Genomic DNA, 21,591 nt, shown 5'->3' with positions numbered 1-21,591 from the left:
AGCCTGGGAGGAAAAACGTTATGCGGATAGCTTTAACCTTAGCAGCTTTCGTCTATGGCACAGCGAGCGTACTGGCGCTCTCCCCCGATAATATTCCCTATTGTTCGAACGGATTTGAGAAGCCGGCGAGAATCGTCCTGAGCAATACGAAGTCAATGTTTCTCGAGGAAGGTGATAAGTCGGAAATTCCCTTTGGCTCCCCGAAGGTGACGCTCACCGTTGGCGACAAGACGGAAGTCTTTTCGCATCCCGAGCCGGACGAGGACAGCATCACTTTCGATTTCCACCCTGATTCCGGGTCTTACACGCTAACCGGCGAAGCGGGAGCTAATTTGGCTGAAGCAAAGATCGGCGAGACTACGGTTATCTTGTTCGCGGACCGCGCTTTCTGGCCCTGCGAAGAGTAAAACGCAGCGTCTCAAGGCTTGCTGCGGACTCACGGTTCCCGGAGTCGTCTGCGCGAGGGGCCAAAGATCGGGTATCCTTTAGCGACTTCTGCAGCAATCGCTTCCATATCCGGCTCACCCGCGGCCAGACCACGCGCCACTGCTGCACGATGCCATGCGGGCGTGGTCTTAGAAGTCCCATCATGCCCCCATGTGCGCGATCTCATGACATCGATGTGAACTCTCGGGTCATTGAACCCCTTCTTTGTATCCTCCGGGCCCTGATAGGTCCCAGTTCCACCAAAGCCCATTTGTGTTGCAAGTTCGATGGCACGCGCTCTTTCTGCATCTGTTGCCGGATATATATTGAGATCAAACGCCTTGCCCTTGGGATGCGCACCGTCCGGTTTGTGTCTCTTTTTGTTCGGGTCACTGTAAGCGGCATTGACTTGTAGCGGCCGGCCATAGGCGGTCTGCAGATTGGCCAATCGCGATAAGGTGCTGGGCGCAACTTTGGCGGCAAGCTGATCATACGCAGGAACACCGCTGGCTTTCGCCATGTCGGCAAGCTCGCCGGTATAGGAGAACCTTGCCGGATCACGAAATGGATGGGGACGAGGTGTCGGCACGAGTTCCGGCGGCTGATTTGCAGCTTCTCCTGTTTTCGCACGTAGCATGGCCTGCACGATTTGATGAGTTATTCGACGATCGAGAACCATTTTGGCTGATCCTTTGTAGGGTTGAATGGAGGGTGTTTAATGGAGGGCAAAGTGCGCTCGCCCAGCTTCAGGCTTCTCGCGATCTCAAGGATGGCGGTAGTGCTGTTCGCAAGGGAGCGACTGGAATGAAGATCGGCAGCCGAACATAGTTGGCTCGACCGGGCCAAGCCGCTTCAGATTTGCGGGCGCAATTCCAGTCTTGATATTCCCAATCCCGGCATTTGGCCCGCAATGTCAAGCGCTGCGGTCGCGCGCGATCTCACCGCGGCGGGCTGCAACTCGCGACGGCCTGGGCAACATCCCGACCGGTGGATATCGAGGGCTTTTTCTTCGGGTCGGAACCGGGTGACTGCTCCTTGGCGCCCGGGTCCGATGAGTAGAGCGCAATCCGGGTTATCTGTTCGTGAATCTTCTCGAGGCGGACGTGATAGTTCACATCCACCAGCGCCTGCTCTTTCACCGGACGAATGTCGACCGAATTGGGCGCGACGATCTTGGCCACATGTCTGACGCTGGGCGATATCTTCGAATAGGTGCGCCGGCTGTCATCGAGCGCTTTGACGATGCAGCTCTTGATGGTGCCTATGGACTTTGGAGAGACCCAGACCTGGGCGATCGGCTCCTGGTCCAGGCCGTATGCGAAAGCGCTCTCAGCGACAGGAAGACAGGCCAGAAGCAAGCCCGCCGGCCAGCACATGAAACGATGACGGTGTGACATCCGGCAGCTTATTAGCCGTAGTCCGGCGCGGCATCAGCTTAACTTTTCGACAAGAATGGCGCGGAAATCATTGACATTGGTGCGGGTCGGTCCGGTGACGACGAGGTCATCGAGCGCCGCGAAGAAGCTATAGGCGTCGTTATTGGCAAGATAGGCCTTCGCATCCAGCCCCTTTGCGCGGGCGCGGGCGAGCGTATCGGGCGCGACCAGCGCGCCGGCATTGTCTTCCGATCCGTCAATGCCGTCCGTATCGCCGGCGATCGCCGCGATATGGGCTTTGCCGCCGAGCGCTATGGCCAGCGCCAGGGCGAATTCGGCATTGCGCCCGCCGCGGCCTTTGCCCTTGATCGTCACGGTCGTCTCGCCGCCCGACAGGATGATGGCGGGTCCCTTGGTGGCGAGCGCCTGGTCGGCTTGAATGCGCGCCACCTCGCGTGCTTCCCCTTCGATACGGTCGCCGAGATCGATCACCTGGTAGCCCGCATCTTTCGCAAGCTTCGCTGCCGCGGCAAGCGATTGGGCGGGAGCAGCGATCATCCGCGTCGTAACCCTGGCGAAGCGGGGATCGCCGGGCTTGGGTGTCTCGGCCTCGGGCCGCCCGAGAAAGGCCCATACATGCGCCGGCAGGTCGAACCTGTATTTGCGCAGGATGGCGAGCGCCTCTCCGCGCGTCGAGGGATCGGGAACAGTCGGGCCCGAGGCGACCACCGCCGGATCATCGCCCGGGACATCCGAGATGATGAGCGAGACGACCTGCGCCGGACACGCCGCCGCCGCGAGCCGGCCGCCCTTGAGCGCCGAGAGGTGCTTGCGCACGCAGTTCATTTCCGCGATCGGCGCACCGCAGGCGAGAAGCTGGCGGTTCACATTCTGCTTGTCTTCGAGCGTGAGCCCGGGCGCCGGCGCGGCCAGCAGCGCCGATCCTCCGCCCGAGATCAGGCAGAGAACGAGATCATCCGCGGTGAGCCCCTGCACCAGCTTGCCCATACGCAAGGCCGCATCCCGGCCATTGGCATCGGGCACCGGATGCGAGGCTTCGACGATCTCGATGCTTTTGCAGGGCGCGCCATGGCCGTAGCGCGTGATGACGAGGCCCGAAAGATCGCCCTTCCAATGCTCTTCGACCGCCAGCGCCATGGCGGCACTGGCCTTGCCGGCCCCCACCACGATGGTGCGCCCGCGCGGCCTTTCCGGAAGGAAGGGGGGAACCCGCAAGGCCGGATCGGCGGCGGCAATGGCGGCCGAGAAGAGCGCGCGAAGGAAAGGACGGGTGATGAGGAAAATGTCCTTGGGCATGAGGGGCTGGGCGCTTGTAAGGCCCTGTTTTCTCGAACGCAAGCGACCAGATTGGTTGCAATTGGCATGATTGAACCGGTGGGGGAATTGCTCTAGACCTAGCGCCAAATCAACGCTGGCCAGAGTTCATCATTATTCCAGCGCGGCCGCATGGCCGACAGCGGGTCTGGTCCATCGGCAGGAGATCATTCATGACTGAGAAAGACACCATGTTTCCGCCCATCACGATTGTGATCGAATGGGAAAATGCCATCGATGTCGAGGACCATTGGGCCAAGCGCGCCATGTCGTCGTTCCAGTCGGAGCTCGAGCGCAACCACAATCGCATGTCGGCGAAACCGCGGGTCATGTATCTCTATGACGAGGGCGCGGTGAAGGAAGAGACGATCCGGGGCGTGATCGACCAGGTTGCCCCGCGCCTCAAGGACCTCGCCGATGTCGAGCTGGTCGCCACCCCTGGCCTCACTTATTACAAGCTCAAGAACCACGGCGTCGCCCGCACCAGGACGCCGCTCGTCGTCATGCTCGACAGCGATGCCGGCCCGCAGCCCGGCTGGCTCGAAGGCCTGCTCAAGCCCTTCGCCGACAAGGACGTCATGGCGGTCGGCGGCTTCACCGTGCTGGGCCATGAGGATCTCCTGTCCAGGACCATGGCGCTGTCATGGATATTCAATCTGCCGAGCGAGCGCGCCGAGACCGTCAAGCGCCACAAGATCCACGCCAATAACTGCGCCTTCCGCACCGAATTCTTCCGCCAGAATCCATTCCCCGAGCTCGAGGGCGCCTTCAAGAAGCAGTGCGGCTTCTGGCTGCGCGACATCGAAAAGCGCGGCATCAAATGGGTGCGCACCGCCGAGGCCATGACCATCCATGCGCCGCATCCGGGCGGCGCGTTCCTCGCCTGGCGCGCCTGGACCACCGGGCTCGACCGCGATTTCCAGGCCTATCACACCGTAACGAAGTCGCGGATCGGCCGTTTCGGCTATTCCTTCTATTTCTGGCTCAGCAAGCTCAGCCGCTCATGGCGGCGCATCTGGACCAAGGGAAGCGAAGTGGGTCTGCCCGTATGGCAGCGTCCGTTCGCGATGGTGATTTCCTTCGCCTTCTTCACGACAATGCTCGTCGGCGAGATCTGGAGCTCCCTCACCCGCTCCTATGGCCCCCTGCCCGAGACACCCGGCAATCGCCCCGCAATAGCGGGATAGAGCATCGGACCGAAAAGCTTGTGGCCGGGCTTGACCCGGCCATGCGAAGCGGTTTTCGGATAATCCGATGCGCAAATCAAAGAGATAGAGCGCCGAGGCGATTCGATTAGAACGTCCGGCGCTCTATTGGACCGCCGGGCGGTCATTTCATGGCACGGCGCAGCATTTCGCCGGTTCCCAGCATGACCAGCTTCATGAAGGCCAGGCCGCCATGCAGACCGATGAAGCGCCGCCCGTCGCGGACCGCGGTCGTGAACTGCCCCTTGGCGAACAGCCGCACGAAGTGGCGGGCGAGGTCGCGCGCCAGGCCGATCCGGTATTCCGGCCGCACGAGATAGTCGGGATGCCGCCGGCACATTTCGAGCATCGCATCCATGAAGGTGTGCTGCTTGGCCGAAATGGACTCGGGGCTCCAGTGCTTGACCCATAGGACCTGGTCGGTCGTGGCGCAGCGCGCCGTCCTGGCGAGGCGCAGCACCATGTCCATATCCTGCCGGCGCTTGAGCGTCTCGTCGAACAGCCCGGCCGCGATCAGCGCGCTCCGCCGCGCGCTCACCGCCGGCGTGGCCTTGAAGATCGTGCGGCTGAAGATAGCCCGCTCGACATCGGCGCTGCTCTGCAGCACCGGGTTCCTGCGCAGGACCTTGGCCTTGTTCTTCTCCGGCGGATAGACGAGCTCGAAACTGTCGATCAGGACATCGACATCGGGATTCCGCCCGAAATAATCGACCACGAAATCGAGCTTGTGCGGCAGGAACTGATCGTCGCTGTCGATGAAGCAGACGATCGGGCTCCCGGCCTCGCGCACGCCGCGATTGCGTGCGGCATTGCCGCCCTGGTTTTTCGGCTGTCTCAGATAGCGGATGCGCTTGTCGGCGAATTCGGCAATGACGGCCTCGGTTCGGTCCGTCGATCCGTCGTCGACGATCAGGAACTCGAAATCGCCGAAGCTCTGGGCGAGCACGCTCCTGATCGCCCCGTCAACCGAAGCCTCGCGGTTATAGACCGGCATCACGATCGCGATGGCGGCGCTCATGTCACGCGCTCGCTTCCGACCGGCGTGCTGCGCCATGCCTTGATGTGGTCGCGCACGGCGGCGGCGGCGCGCCGCGCCTGGTTCTCGATCCTGACGGTTTGCGCCAGCGGAAGCGGAGCGGTGAAGGACAGGGCATGCCTTTCAGCCAGCACCTTGGCGACGAAACGCAGATTTTCGGTGGACGGTCTTTTGACGTCGATGTCGGGAATGAAGGTTGGCACGGCTTCGGCACAGCATTCGGAAATCATGGTGATCGAGTCCGGGCAGACGATGAAGGTATCGGCGGTCCGGCGTGCTGCGGCGAACCCCTCCCGGTCGGCAAGCTCGATGATGGCAATGCCGCTTCCTTTGAGCACCGAGCTGATCAGGTCATAGGTGGCAGGCTGCGTACGCCGCGAAACAGCCAGTCGCAACGCAAGTGTCTTGTCTTCGGCAAGCTTTGCCAGCTGGTTGATGAATCCCCGGAATTTCGGCCCGTCATAGTCATAGGTAAGGTTCTTGCCCCCGATCAGGACAAGAATGTTCCTGACCTTGCCCGGTTCAGACGCGGTGTGGGAACGCGCCGGCTCGGTGACCATGGCGCCCCGGGTGGGAACATGTATGCCCGGCTTGTCGAGGCCTGAGATCCTGTGATCGCCATGCACCAGGACATCCGCGAGCGCTGAATCCGTCTTCGGAACGCCCACATAGACCACAAAGAACCGGCGCCCGAGGAGCATCCGCCAGACCACGCAAACGCCTTCGCTGGCGCGGCCGCTCGCGATCACCAGCGTGTCCTTCGGCAAGGGGTGGCTGAGGAGCGCCAGCCCGGTGCGGACGGGATCCAGCAGACGGCCGATGAGCCGGCGCGCAAATCCATCGGCGCCCGACGGTCCCGGAATGGCGATGATCCTGGCCGGGTCTTTTCCGAGCTCCGCCGCCAGAGCGCGGCACTGATTGAGATGACCGGTCTTCGCCGTCGACACGATCCAGACCGGCATATGAAGCGAATCACACTGCAATAGCTATTGACCTCAACCGCATGGCGTTTCAGACACATGCCTTGGCGGCTTATTTCGCATGTTCACCATGGGATAGCCAAACTTTTCCTGAACACGGTCCGGCGCCGGATCCTGTTCTGCGCACCAATGGGAGTGACCTTTGAAAAAGGTGATTTTTTCCGTCCTGGCGATCTTGTTGTTCGTCCTGCTGCCGATCATGGCCTTCGAAGGCTTCTATTCCATTTCGAAATGGCGCAAGCCGCATTTGAGCATGCTCTACCAGCTCAGCGCCCTGGCGGGACTCACCGGCAATGCGAAGAGCGACACTGCCGCCGCATACCGGCCCTATTTCTCCGATCCCAACGAGCTGACCGATCTCATTCCGCTCCTCAAGCAGGACGGCGTCGGCATCGGCAATTCGCCCTTTGACGTCCGCACCAGCGATGCCGCCATCAACACCACGGTGAACGGCTGTCCTTCGATCAAGCCCAATCTGCGCAAGGAGGCTTTCTTCCTGCGCTCGTCGGCGTTCAATCCCTTCGAGTCGCTCACCGCCTTCTATGATGCGGGCAAGAAGCTCGATCCGCGCCTGGCGGCGTTTTTCGAGCGCTATGGCGGACCGCATATCATCATGTCGTCCAACGCCGAAGGCGAACGCCTGACGGTTCCCGATGTCGCCGCCGAGCGCATCGTGCTGGTGGCGGGCGATTCCGTCGCCTATGGCGCCATGATCGACGATGCGGACACGATCGCGTCCCAGATGCAGGCGCGCGACAGCACGCGCCGCTATGTCAATCTGGGCGTCGCCGGCATCGATGCCGAGGCGATCGTCTGCCGCCTCGAGGATGCCGCGCGCCGCTACAAGGGCAGGATCGACGAGCTGATCTATGTCTATTGCGAGAACGACATGAAGCCGGCCCGCCCCTATGGCACGCCGAAGGACGCCATGGCATGGATCAAGGCCTATGCCGAGCGCGAGAAGATCGGCAAGGTGACGGTCGTCTTCTCACCCTATATCTACATGGTTGCCCCGGAGCTCACCCGCATTGAAGGCTTCTTCGGCAGCACCTATCCCAAGCGCGAGGCGGAACGGGCCGAGCTCAAGGGCCTAGTCGAAGCGGCGGGCTATCGCTGGGAGGATATCGGCAGCCTGGCGCGCGAGGAAGAGGACCGGCAGAAGACGCAGTTCGCCGTCCTCTCGCTTTTCGTCGATCACAACCACCTCTCGGCTCTCGGGACCAGGAGACTGGTGGATCGCCTGACGGGTGTAGATTAGTCGAGCTCGAACTGCGCGGAATAATCCTTCTGCAGGTTCTTCGGCTGGTTCGCCTTGTGCAGCACGAAATTGCCGCAGACCAGCATTTCGATCTCGGTGCCCATGAAGCAGCGATAGGCATCGGCGGGCGTGCATACGATGGGCTCGCCCCTCACATTGAAGCTCGTATTGACGAGCACCGGACAGGCGGTCTTGTCCTTGAACGCCGATATGAGCGCATGGAAGCGCGGATTGGTGTCCTCATGGACCGTCTGGACGCGGGCGGAATAATCGACATGCGTGACGGCCGGGATGGACGACCTCTGCACATTGAGCTTGTCGATGCCGAAGAGCTTCTGTTCCTCCGGTGACATTTCCCGGCGGCGCTCTGCCGCCACCGGCGCCACCAGGAGCATATAGGGGCTGTCGCAATCGAGATCGAACCACTGCGAGACATCTTCGCGCAGCACGGCCGGCGCGAAGGGCCGGAAGCTCTCGCGATACTTCACTTTGAGATTCAGGAGCTTCTGCATGGTCGGCGAGCGCGCATCGCCGAGGATGGAGCGGGCGCCGAGCGAGCGCGGCCCGAATTCCATGCGGCCATGGAACCAACCAAGCGCCTTGCCTTCCGCAAGCGCCGTGGCGGCCGTGTCGATCAGCACGCTGTCGCTGACCTCCTCGAAGACCGCTCCGGCATCGGTCAATGCGGAGCGGATCTCGTCGGCTGAGTATTCCGGACCCAGATAGGCGCCCTTCATGCCGTCGCGCCTGGCCACGTTGCGCGGCTTCTCGAATTCGAGGTGATAGGCGGCAAGCGCCGCCCCTACCGCGCCCCCGGCATCGCCCGCGGCCGGCTGGATCCAGACATTCTCGAACTTGCCGTCGCGCAATACATGCCCGTTCGCCACGCAATTGAGCGCGACGCCTCCGGCCAGGCACAGATTCTTCGAGCCATGGACGCGCGCCAGATGGCGCGTCAGCCTGAGCACCACTTCCTCGGTGACGGCCTGGACCGATGCCGCGACATCCATGTGGAACTGGGTCAGCAGATCCTTCTCCGGGCTGCGCAGCTTTTCGCCGAACAGCTCCGCGAAGCGGTCATTCGTCATCGTGAGACCGGTGGAATAGTTGAAATAGTCCTGGTCCAGCGCGAATGAACCGTCTTCATTGAGGCGCAGCAGCTTGTCCAGGATGAGCGCCTTGAATCGGGGCTCGCCATAGGGCGCCAGCCCCATGACTTTATATTCGCCGGAATTGACCTTGAACCCCAGATAATAGGTGAAGGCCGAATAGAGCAGCCCGAGCGAATGCGGGAAGTGGATTTCCTTCTCGATCCTGAGCGAGCGGCCCTGCCCGATGCCCACCGTCGTGGTCGCCCATTCACCCACGCCATCGAGCGTCAGCACGACGGCATCCTCGAACGGCGAGGGATAGAAGGCGCTTGCCGCGTGGCTCAGATGATGCTCGGAAAACAGCAGCCGCGACGCTTCGAAGGCATCATCGATCTTGCGCAGCTCTTCGGTGAGCAGGCGTCTCTGGAACAGCTTCTCTTTCACCCACAAGGGCAGCGCCATGCGAAAGGACGCAAATCCCTTGGGCGCGTTGCGCACATAGGTTTCGATCAGGCGCTCGAATTTGACGAACGGCTTTTCATAGAACACGACGTGATCGACATCGCGCAGCGCTATCCCGGCTTGCGCCAGGCAGTAGCGCAGTGCGTTCTGCGGAAATGCCGCATCGTGCTTCTTGCGGGTGAAACGCTCTTCCTGTGCCGCACTTCTGACGACGCCGTCCTCGATGAGGGCGGCGGCGCTGTCATGGTAATAGGCGGAGACGCCTATGATACGCATGTTTCAGAAAAGCGTGTAGATGAACGGCGCCAGCGCCGTTCCTTGCGACAGGACGATGAGTCCGCCGAACAGGAGGACCAGCAGCAATATCGGAGCGAGCCAGAACTTGCGCCGCGCTTTCAGGAATTGGAAGAATTCAGTGAGGAAATCCACGAGCGAAACTCTCTTGGTTCAGAATTGATTGCGGAAGGATCCGGCCTTGACGTCGTCGGCCGCCCGGTCGATCCATTGCGCCGCGGCTTCGTCCTTCCTGGAGAAGCGCCGCAACAGGAAGCCGGCCGGCGTCAGGATCACGAAAAAGATCATTCCCAGGATGACCGGCGAAACGATCTTGTGCAGCAACAGCCCGAAGCGGAACCACAGCTTGTTCAGCGGTGTCAGAATCTGCGGAACCAGAAGGGCGCAGACGAGGAAGACGGCGGAGACCGCCGCCGCCGGAATGCTGAACCGGTCATGCCGGATGAAGATATAGGCCGTAATGACCGCGAAAACGCCGGCAAAGACCAGCCCGAAGGATCGGTTGGACCCAAGCTTTGGAGTGTCGTTCTGTCTCGGCGCTTCGTGCATGAAGATATTGCTGAAAACCGGACTTGCCGTAGCACGGGCATCCGCGAGGGTGCAACCGGGGAGTTGAGAGCCGTAAGGTTCAGGCCCCTCAGCGCTGCGGCAGCAGTGCCCGTACAAGCTCCACCACACGGTCTTCCTGGCGCGGAATGGGTTGGCGGGCAAAGTCGCCCTCCCCCAGCACGCCGACATGCCTTTCGGCGATCAGCTTTGACACGAAGGAAGGGACATCGCGGCGGGTTGCCACAAGACCCCGCCGGACAAGCCCGGCAAGCGGCCGGTTGCCCAGGGGCAGATACACTGATTTCCGCGTGGGCAGGCGATAGACATCAACCGGCTTGTCCGTCCTGAGCGCCTCGGCCAGCATCGAGACACTGTCGGAGGTCACGACAAATCGGTCGGCGAGCCGCAGGACGGCGCGATAGGGATTAAGCTTGCCGGCGGCCCAGCCAAAGAGCCGGCATTTGACTCCGAATGCCTGGGCCCTGTCTTCAAAGGCATCCTTCGGCGTCCGGGGTGAGCCCACGACGATGAGAGAACCGCCTAGCTTTTTTCGAAGCTCCTCTGCAGCCTCGATGAGATCGGACATATCGCCGGTCTGCATCCGATAGGGCCGTGAAGGCCCCCCGACCAGCACGGCAATGAGCGGCCTTGGCAGATCGGCGAATTCCTTGCGCCAGAAGTCCAGCTCGGAGTCGGGCAGCGGCGTCTCCGATACGAGCGGCAGAGCAAGCTCGATGACATTGGGCGCCGGAGGCAGCCCGTATTGCGGCGTGGTCACGACGAGGTCGAAGATGTCCGTGCGGGCTCTCGGTCTGCCCATGTGAACGAGACGTGTCTGGCCCCCGCTCTGCCGCCTGATCCAGCGCGCCACGGGAACGCTGCGGCGCCCTATTCCGATGACGAGGTCGGGCCAGGGCTCGGAAAGGCTCTCCATCCCCCGGCTGACGGAAGCAAGCCCTTCGCCGAGCATATAATTGGGCAGGCGGCACAGCCAGTTGTAGCGCAAGGTCTTCAATTCGGTACGCGCGGGAAGCCGCGCGGCGAGTTCGCGCGCCTGGGCATTATCGCCCGCCTTGAGACCTTGCAAAACCCAGACCAGCGGCGTTACGGCACGCAAGATAATATTCCTCAAATCGCCATAGTTTTATCGGTTTACAGTATTATTACCGTTTGTTAACAAAACTGTGAATTTCTGGAAATTGCCAATGCACGGACCGCTAGTCAAACCCATTCTTGACGTCTTCCTGGTCGGTGAGACCAACGTCGCCGTCTTCTCGATGTCGCAACGCGAACGGTTGCGGCGCAGTCTCGCCGGTGGAGGCACCTTTGTCTTCCATGACGGACTGGATGAGGCCTGTGCCGGCGGCCATGCGCTCGTGGTTCGTGACGACTGGGTCATCGAGAAACGCATTCTCCAGGCGCTGATCTCCGGAGATGCCCTGCTGTTGAAAGACGAAAACGGGGGACAGCCCGTCTATATTGCGGCCTATGTCCCGGCGGAAAGCTTGCGGGATGCCGCCGCCCTGTTGGACGGGCAGCCGGCGGAGCTGCCGGCTTCGCTCAAGGACATTCGCACGGCAACCCCGGCCCGGATATGCGGCAGCTTCGAAGGCGAGTTGCGCAAGCGCGGCGCTCCGGTGGCGGCGAAGGTTACCGAGGAAGCGCGCGACCGGATCGAGCGCTCTCTGTTTCAATCTTCCTACAAGGGGGCAACGGACTTCATCACAAAGTATCTGTGGCCCGAGCCGGCTCTGATCGTCGTCCGTGCTTTGGCAAGATACGGCGTCACGCCGAATGTGATCACGATGCTCAGCCTCATATGCGTCGTCGCCACCTTCTATTGCTTCTGGATCGGCGCGTTCTGGTGGGGCGTCGCATCGGCCTTCATGATGGCCTTTCTCGATACCGTGGACGGCAAGCTTGCGCGGGTCACGCTCACGGCGACGCGGGCCGGCCATCTGTTCGATCACGGCATTGACCTGATTTCCCCGCCCTTCTGGTGGGCGGCGTGGTTTGCGGGGCTCTTGGGCACCAGCCATGCGAGCACGGACGGGTTCCAGACTTGGGGTTGGCCCGCTTTCTGGATCATCATGGCGAATTACTGGCTCGTGCGGGGCGTCGAGGCCCTGTTCGTCAAGACCTTCCGCTTCAACATCCACATCTGGAAGCCGATGGATTTCGCCTTCCGGCTCGTTACGACCCGCCGGAATGTCAACATCACGATCCTGGCTGCCGGTCTTCTGGTCGGACGGCCCGATCTCGGCTTCATTGCCGTCGCGCTATGGAGCATTGCCAGCCTCGTCTATCACGCCTTCCGTTTTTGTCAGGCGCTGCTGCGCAGAACCCACGGCGGACCGATCCAGTCGTTCCTGGCTTGAGCAGTGTGGCCGGCGCGGGGAAACTCAGATTAAAAGAAACCGGCGCTACGCCCGGATGCACATCACCGAAATTCAAGCATAGGCGGCCGTCTAGGCCGCTTTCATGAGCGGCAACTGTCAGGTGAATACTGTTCTCGGACATGCGGTCCGACACCGTCACCGAATTCACGAAATGACCTTGCTAAACAGAGAAAATCATTCACAGACTAGCGCTTGCCTTGCCAACGCAACGCACCTCGCAGAGCCCTTCTGCGAAACCATAACATCTTCCCAACAACTCTTCACCGCAAACCAGCATTGAGCTATCTTTTCACTCTTTGCAAACTTGAGTCCACCGCTACCAACAGCGCTACTCAGAACTTCAGCTGTAGCTGCCGCAATCTCTGGATTTTTTTGACTCTGCGCAAGCTCAAGAAGCCAATCGTGGGATTTGGTTTCCCAATCGGCCTGCTCAGGAAACGATTTCATTTTCGTCGCAATCAATACGTAAAAGGCAAATCTCAATTGCGCTATCGCATTCGAACGAATGGCAAGTGGATAAACCTCCTTGGCAGCTTCAAATGGCTTCCCGGCATGCCATAGCTCATTAGCTGCCTCCAACGAAGACGCCATCGAATGACCAGAGGTCACAATCAAGATAAGCAGAACAGCCAAAAAGTGTCTGTATCTTTTCATACTCAATCCAATTCTATCTATATCTCATGCCGGCATTCCAACGATCCTCGACAACTTGTCCTTGGGCTTCGAGAGTCAAGTTCTCAAAGCTGATACTATCGGGATAACCTTGTGACCCATAGTCATAAACATCAGTGCCTGCTAAGAATGCATCGAAGCGCTCAACGCTGTGCTGCGCAAGATAATCTTCTTTTCCCATTTTTGTCGCTTGCGCAATATGCAGAGCCTCGTGAACAAGCTTCGCCTGCACCCAATCTGGTGCATTTCGGTGACAGTGCATTTAATTGGAGCCTGCGTTTTACAAATGAGACAAGTAGGCAATTGAATGCACTGTCACCGTAATTCAGTAATTCCTGTCACCGTAATTTCCTGTCAGGCGATTACTGTTCTTGTACAGTCTGGCCGCCTCCGCCGTCCGTTTTCTTCTCAAAGCACAGGTTATCTTCCACGCACAGCAGGACGCTTCCCCTCCATGACCTCTCGGGCACCACGAACCAATAGCCTTTGGGTTTACGATTGGCCCGCAAGTTAACCTGAAACGACTTGAATGTGATGCCAGGAGCCCCCTCATAGTAATCTTTATCCCAATATCCAAACTCATCTAGAATCAGAACACCATCTCTTTCCACCCGATGATTGTACGTTCCCCCTGCAATCACCTTGATCGTCTCCTGGGCATTCGCTTCCTTTAGTACGTAAATGCCTGGAAACTCTGACTCCGGAACATGAGTTCCGCAGCTTGCCAACAGAAGCGCACCTGCGGCGGCGGCAAGCAGTCGCTTAAGATCACAAGTCATTAACTAGGTCCGAGAAATTCGAAAATTCGGTGGAGTTGATACCTGTAACCGAAATTACCGTGTCTCATTCAAGGGGTGCAGTCCACCACATCACCGCAATTTCGCAATGCCACTGTAATTCCATTCGGCCTCTCGACTCAAGATGGTGCATGGAATAGGTTTTGCCGAACCCTGAAAGACAGCGCACAAAGGGCATGAGGCAGAGGTTGAGGCGTTCTATTTGCTTGCGCGATGCTTTGCCAAGTATTCATTGGCGAGGATCACTTGAACGGGAATGAAATTGAAAGAGCCCTTCAGCGAGCGGATAAACTCGCGGACGAAGGGGAGTGGAGAGATGCCGTAGCCATCTTCCAGACTTTGGCCGCCGAGGGTAATGCGCATGCGATGGTCAGATTAGGCTGGGCAAGTGATACCGGTTTGGGAGTGCCCGCCGATCCTTCTCAGGCTGAGCATTGGTACAGAAAAGCCGCAGCCTCCCAAAATCTGTGGGCCAGATATCAACTTTCAGAATTCCTGAGAAGGAAAGGTGCTCATAAGGAGGCTCTATCCATTGTTGATGAACTGGCGCACGCTGGATATCTGCCTGCAATATACAGGTTATCGCGATTGCTGGAGGCCGGAATCGCAATTGAGAAGAATTCCGAGCTATCCGCCTACTATCGAGACCATGCCGCCGCCCATGGACATGTTTGGGCGGGCCGCGAAAGGGCGATGGCAATGATAAAGGGACATATGGGCCCTTCTAAAGTCATTCCAGGCTGCCTTTCGCTGGCGGCCGTTCTATGGCGGTCTTTCCAGCTTGTTGCAAGAAACCCTACAGACACTCGGTTACTCAGATAATTCAGATTTCGGTGACAGTTCAGATTTCGTCAGATTTCGGTGACAGTGCATTTAATTGGAATCAGCGTTTTACAAGTGATACTTGTAGACAATTGAATGCACTTTTGTCACTGTAATTTTCTGAGAACGTTTTCATCTGGTCGTGAACGTGAGTCCTTTAATCTCTTCTAGGGATTCAGTCAGTTCGCTCACCAGTTGATCCAGGAATTTGTCTGGGACTTGTCCAATGCCAATATTTTTGTAGAACGCAATTGTGTAGCTACTGGGGCGCTCTGCATTCAGCCCCAGAAGCCTTATTTCTTCCCGCCACATCTCTATTAGAACGCGCTGGCTATCCGGAGTTGTAGGCGCAATTCTAATAGCGAAGCCAAATTTGTCTGCATATCCCCTCAACTTAGCGTATAGCACCTCACTCGCGCCACCAGGAAGCGTGAATTCCACAATGCGAAGGGGCGATGCGGATTCTACTAATTTCGCTTGCACAACTGCAGTCTTTGCTCCGGCTTCAGGTTGAAGAATGCACGCTGCCATCAGCATGAGAAGCCCTTGAATTCTAGTAGCCATGATGTTTCTCGATATTCATCCTCATCTGACTGTCAATGTGACGGAAGATCAGTCGACCTTGCCATTGGTTCATATAGCTGACTCCAGGAATCACATTGTTACCGATTCCGAGTGTCATCATATACTATCCGCCATCTTCCGGGTATTTCGGTGGGTATTTCGGTGACAGTGCATTCAACTGGAATATGCGTTTTACAAGTGACACAAATAGACAGTTGAATGCACTGTGTCCGTAATTCCCTTTCGCGTCATCAACTTTCAGTTTACACGAACCTTTATTACCGATCCAATTTTAGCAACCAGCCTCCTCAAACAGTCATGGCTGACGTAACCACCTTCTACCATTCTTGTTTCAGTGCCGCCCTGCTTGACAATCTCAATTGACATCGACGTTTGGTTATCCCCATTCGTTCTCAGATGAATTCCCTTGAGGTATTTCCAGTCCAATGCACTTCGTACTTCTCTGGTCTCAATCAGCAAAACTTTATCATCGACTTCGAAAGTTAAGGCGCGCGTTTGCCCCCATTCATTCTTGAAGCCGAGGCGAATACTGCCGATACCAGAAGGATCCCAGCAAACATGCTCGTAATAATCCATGGTTGCCGCTACCGATATATCGACGGCTATCAGAAGGAATGATGCAAAAGCATAGAATGTGCAAATTCGCTGACAGTGCATAATTCCGTGTGCTCCCGCTTGGAGAATGCAGTCTGCGGTCAAATTACGCGCGCTGTCGCTGGACCGGCATGCCCATCCACCACCACATCAACGACCGCCGGGCAACATCGATTCAGGTGCTCCGTCATTGAAATCCGACAGTCAAAACCAGGATCATTGCCTGCAGCATCACAGCAAAGATCTTATAGCTCGGTTTTCTCAATCCCACGACTGCTAGGAACAGGAAAGTCAACATGACGCTTGTTCCGATATAGTAATAGGGGCTCCTATAAATGTATCCACCGACTTCACTTCCGAAATGGTAATCATCGGAGTCCAAACCGTAGGAAATTAGAGCGAGCGCTCCAATCAGCGCCGGAAAAAGCCCGATCGCAGTGATGAACGTTGCGCCTAACTCGTTTCTCCATCGCGACAGCCGCATTTGATCCCCAATATCGAAATCTCTTAGAGCGCCGAAACGATTCCAATCGAGCGCTCCGCGCTCTAAATGCGATTGGCAGGACGAGGCCTTAGCAGGAACCAGCCGGCGCTACGTCCGAACATCCACTGCGCGCTTCTTCCGTCCGCCGGCAAGGATCGATGTCACCATGTCGTAGCGCACGAGCGCCTTGCGGCTCTCATAATTGCAGTCGGGATCGTTGAAGCGGAAATTGCGGATGCCGGTTTTCTCCAGGATGGCGTCGAACTGGCGCGCCGTCTCGCCGCCGATCTTCTCGGGATCGTTCCAGGTGCCGTAATAGCCGTCGATCGCCTCGGTCAGGCCGGCCTCCAGAATATCCTCCAGCACGAACAGCTCCGCACCTTCGATATTCATCCTGAGCAGGATAATATCCCGCTTTGGGTCGATCCCCGCCTCCGCCAGATAGTGCGTCAGACGCTTGGCCGGCACTTCGATGGAAGCGCCCGTGCGCTTGCGAATGAGGCTGTCGCCCAGACCGGTCGTGCCGTCGAGGTTGAGGCTCATGGTCGCCGGCTGGCCGGGACCGACGACCGCGATATTCTCCACGGTCACATCGGCGAGCCCCGCCAGGGAGATTTCGGCAAGCCTCGCATAGTCCGGATGCGCTTCGAAACCGACCGCGCGAAACCGGCAGCGGGGCGCAAACCACCCGCTCACCAGGCGAAGCTGGCGGGCGTCCTTGTGGAGGCCCGCATCCAGATAGACGACCTGCGCCTCGCGTGGAATGTCCCTGACAAGCAAGGAAGCGATGCCCAGGCGGCCTATGCGCCGCGCCACCGCCAGGGCCATCATCCCGCCGAGAATCCTGGCGCGCCTGATATGTTTGGACAGTTTCACGTGGCGGGTTTGGTCAGCACGGCCATCAGATAGCTCTTGTGGCCGTTCTGGAACTTGTGGTGCTCTTCATCCCTTTCGCGGGACAGGCCGGCAAATCCCCGCACCAGCCCGCGCAGGAGATAAGGCACATGCCGGTCGATCAAGGCATGCTTGCGCTCGCGCCCGCGCTCGAGCCCACGGACGATGCCGGCCGTGATGTCGGTCATGGTTTCGACGGCATAGCCCATCTTCTCCAGCGCCTGGCGCACCCTGATCATCTTCGCAGCCCTGCGGTAGTCGCCGAAGAGGAATGTCCCGCCCGGCCGCAGCACGCGGTTCACCTCGCTGAGAAAGCGGGGAAAGTCCGGATAGTTGAGAGACGACTCGACATTGATCACGATGTCGAAGCTGTGGTCGGGGAACGGCATGGCCTGCGCGTCACCGGTCTCGAAACGCAGCTGAGCCCCGTTGAACCGGCGCCGGCAGGCCTCGACGGAGGCGGCCGAGAGATCGAGGCCGGTCATCGACCGCGGACCATACTGACGGTCCACATACATCACGCCGCCGCCAAGCCCGCAGCTCACTTCCAGCCCTTCCTTGTCGCGCCAGTCCCGCCGGCTGGCCAGGAGATCATAAAGCTGGATGGGGTAGCGATGGGGCTCGAGATCGGCCGGCAATGCGATCGTATGGGGCGCGTCACCCTCTCCGGCATAGCCATGGTTGAGGAACAGAAGCTCACCCTTGGTATCCATCCGGGCCACGGTGTCATACCACCAGACCATGACCGCACGCTTCAGGCCGCGCGGCAAATGCCGCTTCCAGACATTGAACATGAGTGAGGGTTCCGGGGAATGGTCTATTCAACACGCTGGCATGGGTAGTTGCCGGGCCACTTCTCGCCTGTCAATGGGACCGGACCCAATGGGCATCCCAATCCTTGACCCATGAAGCGTTTCTGACTACGAATCTGCGACAATTGGGTAACAAAGAGATGAAGTTTCCCTGACAGCCGGCGTTCTCCGAACTTGGACCCACGCGATGATTGCGCTCCTACAGAAGCTAATTTGTCGCAAGGACTTCGATGTAACTAAATCCATTTCAAATATCTCGGCCGCAATTGCGTGCCCAAGGGACGACGACAAGGTCATCATTGATTTGCCGATTGATATGTTGGTGATGCACGGGGCCTCTCGTTACTCCGGGGGATGGCATCCCTTTGTGGCGGCGCTTTCGGAAGGCCCTAACGTGCTTGAAGCATACTACCGCCGGGTACGCCCCCATAGTTTTGAAGAGTTCTATTATCTTGGGCAAGACGGCGAGTTGCCTCCATGGGCGCTGCCATGGGTGATCACCAAACCACCAACCGGAGAGGGGTTGGGTCTTGAGCATGGTATTTCATACTATGGGCCGGCCAGCGCCGAGAAAGTAAGGGTTGAATATGAGCGCCTCCTCTCGGTAACAGCGAGCATCCGAGACAATGGATTTCTCCGTCGCCATCGCATTCGAGGATTTTTCCTTAAACTGGACGACAGCTATAGATTTTTCGTGAGAGGAGGAAAGCATCGGACGGCAGCCTTGACTTTCCTCGGAGGCGACAGGATACCGGCTCAATTCTGCTCGGGATGGCCAAGATTGATTGACCACGACGATGCCGACAACTGGCCGATGGTTCGTAACAAGCTCATCTCCAAGCAGGTTGCACAGGCGGGATTTCGACGCTATTTCGAGTTCAACGGTACGCAGCATTTAGGGAAGAAAACCTGTGGCGTTTGAAGTCTTGCAGCGGCGATATACGGGCGACTCCGCAAGCGGTTACGAAGACAGCCGGCGCGATAGCCGGCGATGGAAAGCGGAGAATGACGCCTTCTCCAAGATGATCCGGGAGGTGGCCCCCAATAGCGTTCTTGACTGTCCATTCGGTACTGGTCGATGGGTTGACTGGTACAAGGAACTACCGGGGCCGATCGTCGCGATTGACCTGTCATCCGACATGCTCGAGCAGGCTCGACGCAAAACAGGCGGGGACGCAAGATACAGGCTCGTGGTTGGAGATATCTTCACTTACGACTTTGCGCAGCATAGGGATGAAATTGACCTTGTCGTCTGTGTCCGCTTTCTGAACTGGGTGCGCTGGCGTGACGCCAAAAGGGCTATCGAACGACTTAGCGGAATCAATTCCACCCATTTGATTGTCGGCGCGACCGTATTTGACGGCACCCTTTGGACCAGGATGCGTCAGCGGGCTAACGTGTGGTATCGCAGCATCAAGGCCAAGCTTTCCGGCCGGGCAATGAACCATGTTCATGATCGATCAGCTCTGATCAGGGCATTTGAGGAACATGGTTGGCAAGTCATCTCACAACAGCGAACGTTTGAACGCTCGTTCGGCGTCAATGACCTTTATTGCCTTCAGCGAGCACGGCGATAAGCCGTCTTACGTGGCGGAACCCACTTCGGGGATCAGGAAACGTCAGATCTTCAGCCTTCGCCCGTAGCGCTCGACGGGCGGGCCTTCCAGGAACACCGTGCCGCGCAAGGGCGCCCGGACCCGCGTCGCCACCGGCTTCGGCGCGATGAGCGGGCAGTTCACCGCATATTCGCCGAAGGCATCGGCGCCGTGGCTGTTGATGTCATGCAAGGGGCCGGCAAAGCCGCCGAGCGTCGGGCTTGGCCGTCGCGCATAGCGCCTGAGCCGCGACAGACCGAGCATGACACGCTTGGTGCGGTTGAATCGCATGAGCGGCAGAAGGGCGCGCGTGGCATTGATGCGCTCCGCCGGGCCCTGCTGCGCGCCGACCCGGATGGGCTTCACGCCGAGGCCCATGAGCGTCAAGGCGCGGGTTCGCCCGGCCGCACCCCATTCGCGCAGCTTCACATCATGCGGGAAATAATGCTCGCCATAGTGGAAGGCGGCTTCGCGCCCGATGGCCGCAAGGGCTGGCGCGACCAGAAACCTTTCCGGCTGCAATTCGGGCAGCGCCTCGCGCACGATCTCCTCCGCCCCCTGGCCGCTCGTCTCATGGTAGTCGACCGCCGTCACCCGCCCGCCATCGTGCTGCAGGAACCAGATCGCCGTATAGTCATCGATGCCGATGTCCCAGGCCGTCGCAACCGGCCTATGCGGATCATGCGGGAAATCGCCGATGCGGCCCTCGCGCTCGGCTTCAGCGATGAGGCGCGCATAATAGGAGGCCTCGCTGACCATCTCGTAATTGCCGCCCCAGACATGGCCGGCCATTTCAGGGTCGCTCGCATAATCGGAATCCCTCTCGGCCGCCAGCACTTCGGGAAACCAGGGATTGTCGAGCCAGGTGACGGCGGCGAGGACGGCATCGCCGCGCGCAGCGCCGCCGCGAAAGAACCGGTCCACCGCATCCGTCTCATGGCGCGGATTCCAGCTGAACCACAATTCCGATCCCGCCTTGCGGATGGTCGGGCGCAACAGGCGTAGCGAGGTTTCGGAGAGGTTCTGCGCTTCCTCCACCCAGGCGATGTCATAGCCTTCGAGCGACTTGATGTTCTCGGAATTGAAGGACTGCATGCCCTTGAAGATGATGAGCGAGCCGTTTCGTCCGCGAATCTCCGATTCCAGCACGTTGAACTTAGGCCCCAGGCCGAACTTGGCGATCTTGTCGATGAGGAGCTGGCGCACCGATTCCCGGATCGAGTTCTGCACTTCGCGGATGCAGACGGCCCGTAGCCGGGCGCTGCTGCAACGTGTGATGAGCTGCTCGGCGAAGAAATGCGACTTGGCGCTCCCTCTTCCGCCATAGGCGCCCTTGTAGCGCTTGGGCTGGAGCAGCGGCTGGAAGGCGCGGGGAACCTCAAGCCTCTTAGGGATCGACAATGTGGACCTCGAATTCGGGTTCCGGGGAAGCGCCGCCATCGCCACGTTCCTGCTTCTGCGCATCGTCCGCCGGCGGCGCGCTGGCGGAGAAATCGGGCAGGATCTTCTTCAGCAGGCCGAAGCCGATATCGACCTGGACCGGGCTGAGCTCGACCTTGCCGCGCATGCAATCGAGGAAGATGTCGAGGACGCCGCTGTCGGCAATCTTCTGGCGGTCCGCCGCGATCCGCTCGGCATTGCGCAGGGGGCGGGAAGGCGATGCAAGCGGGACGGGCGGCAACATGGCGGATGATGCCGGCGGCGCCTGGACGGGCGGAGGCGATTGTCCTGCCGGATCGGGTGCCTGCATGGGCGGCGGGCCGTCTTGCGCCATCGGTTTCGCGTGGCGATGGCCCGTCTCGGTGAGGAAGGTCGGAACCGCGGAATTCCGGCCCTTGAATCGATGGGCGATCATGATGCACCGTGATGTTGGGATGGGAGGGAAGGATGAGGTAGGCCTGGTTTGAGGAGGCCGGTCGCAGCCT

At 59.2% G+C, this 21,591-nt stretch carries 26 protein-coding genes; 7 read left to right on the top strand and 19 right to left on the bottom strand.

Going from position 1 to position 21,591, the window contains the following annotated elements:
- The first annotated feature begins 20 nt into the window (after positions 1–20).
- Positions 21–407: a hypothetical protein gene (locus DT068_RS22875; protein WP_119392215.1), complete on the top strand. Its 387-nt coding sequence runs from the start codon at positions 21–23 to the stop codon at positions 405–407.
- A gap of 29 nt (positions 408–436) precedes the next feature.
- Here the strand turns inward: DT068_RS22875 and DT068_RS22870 are convergent, their stop codons facing one another.
- The 3 genes from DT068_RS22870 to DT068_RS22860 all read right to left on the bottom strand — a co-directional run bounded on the left by DT068_RS22870 (position 437) and on the right by DT068_RS22860 (position 3,119).
- Positions 437–1,105, bottom strand: coding sequence for a D-Ala-D-Ala carboxypeptidase family metallohydrolase (locus DT068_RS22870; RefSeq protein ID WP_119392214.1), 669 nt, complete (start codon positions 1,103–1,105; stop codon positions 437–439).
- A 259-nt stretch (positions 1,106–1,364) separates the two neighbouring features.
- Positions 1,365–1,802, bottom strand: a complete 438-nt coding sequence (locus DT068_RS22865) for a hypothetical protein (RefSeq protein ID WP_119392213.1) — start codon at positions 1,800–1,802, stop codon at positions 1,365–1,367.
- 54 nt (positions 1,803–1,856) lie between these two features.
- Positions 1,857–3,119, bottom strand: a complete 1,263-nt coding sequence (locus DT068_RS22860) for a glycerate kinase type-2 family protein (protein WP_119392212.1) — start codon at positions 3,117–3,119, stop codon at positions 1,857–1,859.
- Positions 3,120–3,310: 191 nt separating this feature from the next.
- On the opposite strand from DT068_RS22860, the gene DT068_RS22855 reads away from it, so the two are divergent.
- Positions 3,311–4,324: a glycosyltransferase gene (locus tag DT068_RS22855; protein ID WP_119392211.1), complete on the top strand. Its 1,014-nt coding sequence runs from the start codon at positions 3,311–3,313 to the stop codon at positions 4,322–4,324.
- Between the two features lie 142 nt (positions 4,325–4,466).
- On the opposite strand, the gene DT068_RS22850 is transcribed toward DT068_RS22855, so the two are convergent.
- Both DT068_RS22850 and DT068_RS22845 read right to left on the bottom strand, forming a co-directional pair.
- Positions 4,467–5,360: a glycosyltransferase family 2 protein gene (locus tag DT068_RS22850; protein WP_162914399.1), complete on the bottom strand. Its 894-nt coding sequence runs from the start codon at positions 5,358–5,360 to the stop codon at positions 4,467–4,469.
- Positions 5,357–6,340 carry an ELM1/GtrOC1 family putative glycosyltransferase gene (locus tag DT068_RS22845; RefSeq protein ID WP_119392275.1) on the bottom strand — a complete coding sequence of 328 codons (984 nt, stop codon included), beginning with the start codon at positions 6,338–6,340 and terminating at the stop codon, positions 5,357–5,359. Before DT068_RS22845 ends, DT068_RS22850 begins: the two co-directional genes overlap by 4 nt.
- A gap of 160 nt (positions 6,341–6,500) precedes the next feature.
- Between DT068_RS22845 and DT068_RS22840 the strand changes: the two genes are divergently transcribed.
- Entirely contained in the window at positions 6,501–7,616 is a 1,116-nt protein-coding gene (locus tag DT068_RS22840; protein ID WP_162914398.1) for an SGNH/GDSL hydrolase family protein, read from the top strand.
- Here DT068_RS22840 and DT068_RS22835 read toward each other — a convergent pair.
- The 4 genes from DT068_RS22835 to DT068_RS22825 all read right to left on the bottom strand — a co-directional run bounded on the left by DT068_RS22835 (position 7,613) and on the right by DT068_RS22825 (position 11,129).
- Positions 7,613–9,445, bottom strand: coding sequence for a carbamoyltransferase family protein (locus DT068_RS22835; protein ID WP_119392208.1), 1,833 nt, complete (start codon positions 9,443–9,445; stop codon positions 7,613–7,615). The two genes, DT068_RS22840 and DT068_RS22835, sit on opposite strands and share 4 nt — an antisense overlap.
- A gap of 3 nt (positions 9,446–9,448) precedes the next feature.
- Positions 9,449–9,598 (bottom strand): DUF5989 family protein, encoded by a 150-nt coding sequence (locus DT068_RS28160; protein WP_162914397.1) that lies wholly within the window; start codon positions 9,596–9,598, stop codon positions 9,449–9,451.
- Positions 9,599–9,616: 18 nt separating this feature from the next.
- A complete protein-coding gene (locus DT068_RS22830) occupies positions 9,617–10,012 on the bottom strand; it encodes an SxtJ family membrane protein (RefSeq protein WP_119392207.1) in 396 nt (131 codons plus the stop codon).
- Between the two features lie 88 nt (positions 10,013–10,100).
- Entirely contained in the window at positions 10,101–11,129 is a 1,029-nt protein-coding gene (locus DT068_RS22825; RefSeq protein ID WP_162914396.1) for a mitochondrial fission ELM1 family protein, read from the bottom strand.
- A gap of 88 nt (positions 11,130–11,217) precedes the next feature.
- On the opposite strand from DT068_RS22825, the gene DT068_RS22820 reads away from it, so the two are divergent.
- A complete protein-coding gene (locus DT068_RS22820) occupies positions 11,218–12,390 on the top strand; it encodes a CDP-alcohol phosphatidyltransferase family protein (RefSeq protein WP_119392205.1) in 1,173 nt (390 codons plus the stop codon).
- Positions 12,391–12,585: 195 nt separating this feature from the next.
- Here the strand turns inward: DT068_RS22820 and DT068_RS22815 are convergent, their stop codons facing one another.
- From DT068_RS22815 to DT068_RS28435, 4 genes are all read right to left on the bottom strand, one after another.
- A complete protein-coding gene (locus DT068_RS22815) occupies positions 12,586–13,065 on the bottom strand; it encodes a hypothetical protein (RefSeq protein ID WP_119392204.1) in 480 nt (159 codons plus the stop codon).
- Between the two features lie 13 nt (positions 13,066–13,078).
- Positions 13,079–13,315, bottom strand: a complete 237-nt coding sequence (locus DT068_RS28155; protein ID WP_162914395.1) for a hypothetical protein — start codon at positions 13,313–13,315, stop codon at positions 13,079–13,081.
- 130 nt (positions 13,316–13,445) lie between these two features.
- Positions 13,446–13,862 (bottom strand): hypothetical protein, encoded by a 417-nt coding sequence (locus DT068_RS22810; RefSeq protein ID WP_119392203.1) that lies wholly within the window; start codon positions 13,860–13,862, stop codon positions 13,446–13,448.
- A 216-nt stretch (positions 13,863–14,078) separates the two neighbouring features.
- Positions 14,079–14,243 (bottom strand): hypothetical protein, encoded by a 165-nt coding sequence (locus DT068_RS28435; protein ID WP_368905074.1) that lies wholly within the window; start codon positions 14,241–14,243, stop codon positions 14,079–14,081.
- A gap of 3 nt (positions 14,244–14,246) precedes the next feature.
- Between DT068_RS28435 and DT068_RS22805 the strand changes: the two genes are divergently transcribed.
- Positions 14,247–14,702 carry a tetratricopeptide repeat protein gene (locus DT068_RS22805; protein ID WP_368905068.1) on the top strand — a complete coding sequence of 152 codons (456 nt, stop codon included), beginning with the start codon at positions 14,247–14,249 and terminating at the stop codon, positions 14,700–14,702.
- 132 nt (positions 14,703–14,834) lie between these two features.
- On the opposite strand, the gene DT068_RS22800 is transcribed toward DT068_RS22805, so the two are convergent.
- From DT068_RS22800 to DT068_RS22785, 4 genes are all read right to left on the bottom strand, one after another.
- Positions 14,835–15,266 carry a hypothetical protein gene (locus DT068_RS22800; protein ID WP_119392201.1) on the bottom strand — a complete coding sequence of 144 codons (432 nt, stop codon included), beginning with the start codon at positions 15,264–15,266 and terminating at the stop codon, positions 14,835–14,837.
- A gap of 258 nt (positions 15,267–15,524) precedes the next feature.
- The gene (locus DT068_RS28150) at positions 15,525–15,863 is read right to left on the bottom strand and encodes a hypothetical protein (RefSeq protein WP_162914393.1); all 339 of its coding nucleotides are present in this window, start codon (positions 15,861–15,863) and stop codon (positions 15,525–15,527) included.
- A gap of 610 nt (positions 15,864–16,473) precedes the next feature.
- Entirely contained in the window at positions 16,474–17,241 is a 768-nt protein-coding gene (locus DT068_RS22790; protein WP_162914392.1) for an FkbM family methyltransferase, read from the bottom strand.
- A complete protein-coding gene (locus DT068_RS22785) occupies positions 17,238–18,053 on the bottom strand; it encodes a class I SAM-dependent methyltransferase (protein WP_119392198.1) in 816 nt (271 codons plus the stop codon). The genes DT068_RS22790 and DT068_RS22785 overlap by 4 nt, the downstream gene beginning before the upstream one ends.
- A 205-nt stretch (positions 18,054–18,258) precedes the next feature.
- Between DT068_RS22785 and DT068_RS22780 the strand changes: the two genes are divergently transcribed.
- Both DT068_RS22780 and DT068_RS22775 read left to right on the top strand, forming a co-directional pair.
- On the top strand, positions 18,259–18,993 hold the full coding sequence (locus DT068_RS22780) for a ParB N-terminal domain-containing protein (protein WP_119392197.1): 735 nt from the start codon (positions 18,259–18,261) through the stop codon (positions 18,991–18,993).
- Positions 18,983–19,648 carry a class I SAM-dependent methyltransferase gene (locus DT068_RS22775; RefSeq protein WP_119392196.1) on the top strand — a complete coding sequence of 222 codons (666 nt, stop codon included), beginning with the start codon at positions 18,983–18,985 and terminating at the stop codon, positions 19,646–19,648. Before DT068_RS22780 ends, DT068_RS22775 begins: the two co-directional genes overlap by 11 nt.
- Before the next feature lie 42 nt (positions 19,649–19,690).
- On the opposite strand, the gene DT068_RS22770 is transcribed toward DT068_RS22775, so the two are convergent.
- Both DT068_RS22770 and DT068_RS22765 read right to left on the bottom strand, forming a co-directional pair.
- Positions 19,691–21,067, bottom strand: coding sequence for a PBSX family phage terminase large subunit (locus tag DT068_RS22770; protein WP_162914391.1), 1,377 nt, complete (start codon positions 21,065–21,067; stop codon positions 19,691–19,693).
- Positions 21,054–21,521, bottom strand: coding sequence for a hypothetical protein (locus DT068_RS22765; protein WP_119392194.1), 468 nt, complete (start codon positions 21,519–21,521; stop codon positions 21,054–21,056). Before DT068_RS22765 ends, DT068_RS22770 begins: the two co-directional genes overlap by 14 nt.
- Positions 21,522–21,591 lie beyond the last annotated feature (70 nt).

The sequence above is a fragment of the Taklimakanibacter lacteus genome, assembly GCA_003576695.1.
Taxonomy (GTDB): Bacteria; Pseudomonadota; Alphaproteobacteria; order Rhizobiales; family Aestuariivirgaceae; genus Taklimakanibacter; species Taklimakanibacter lacteus.
The sequence above is the reverse complement of the archived record's forward strand: the minus strand, read 5'-3'. Positions and strand labels throughout refer to the sequence as shown.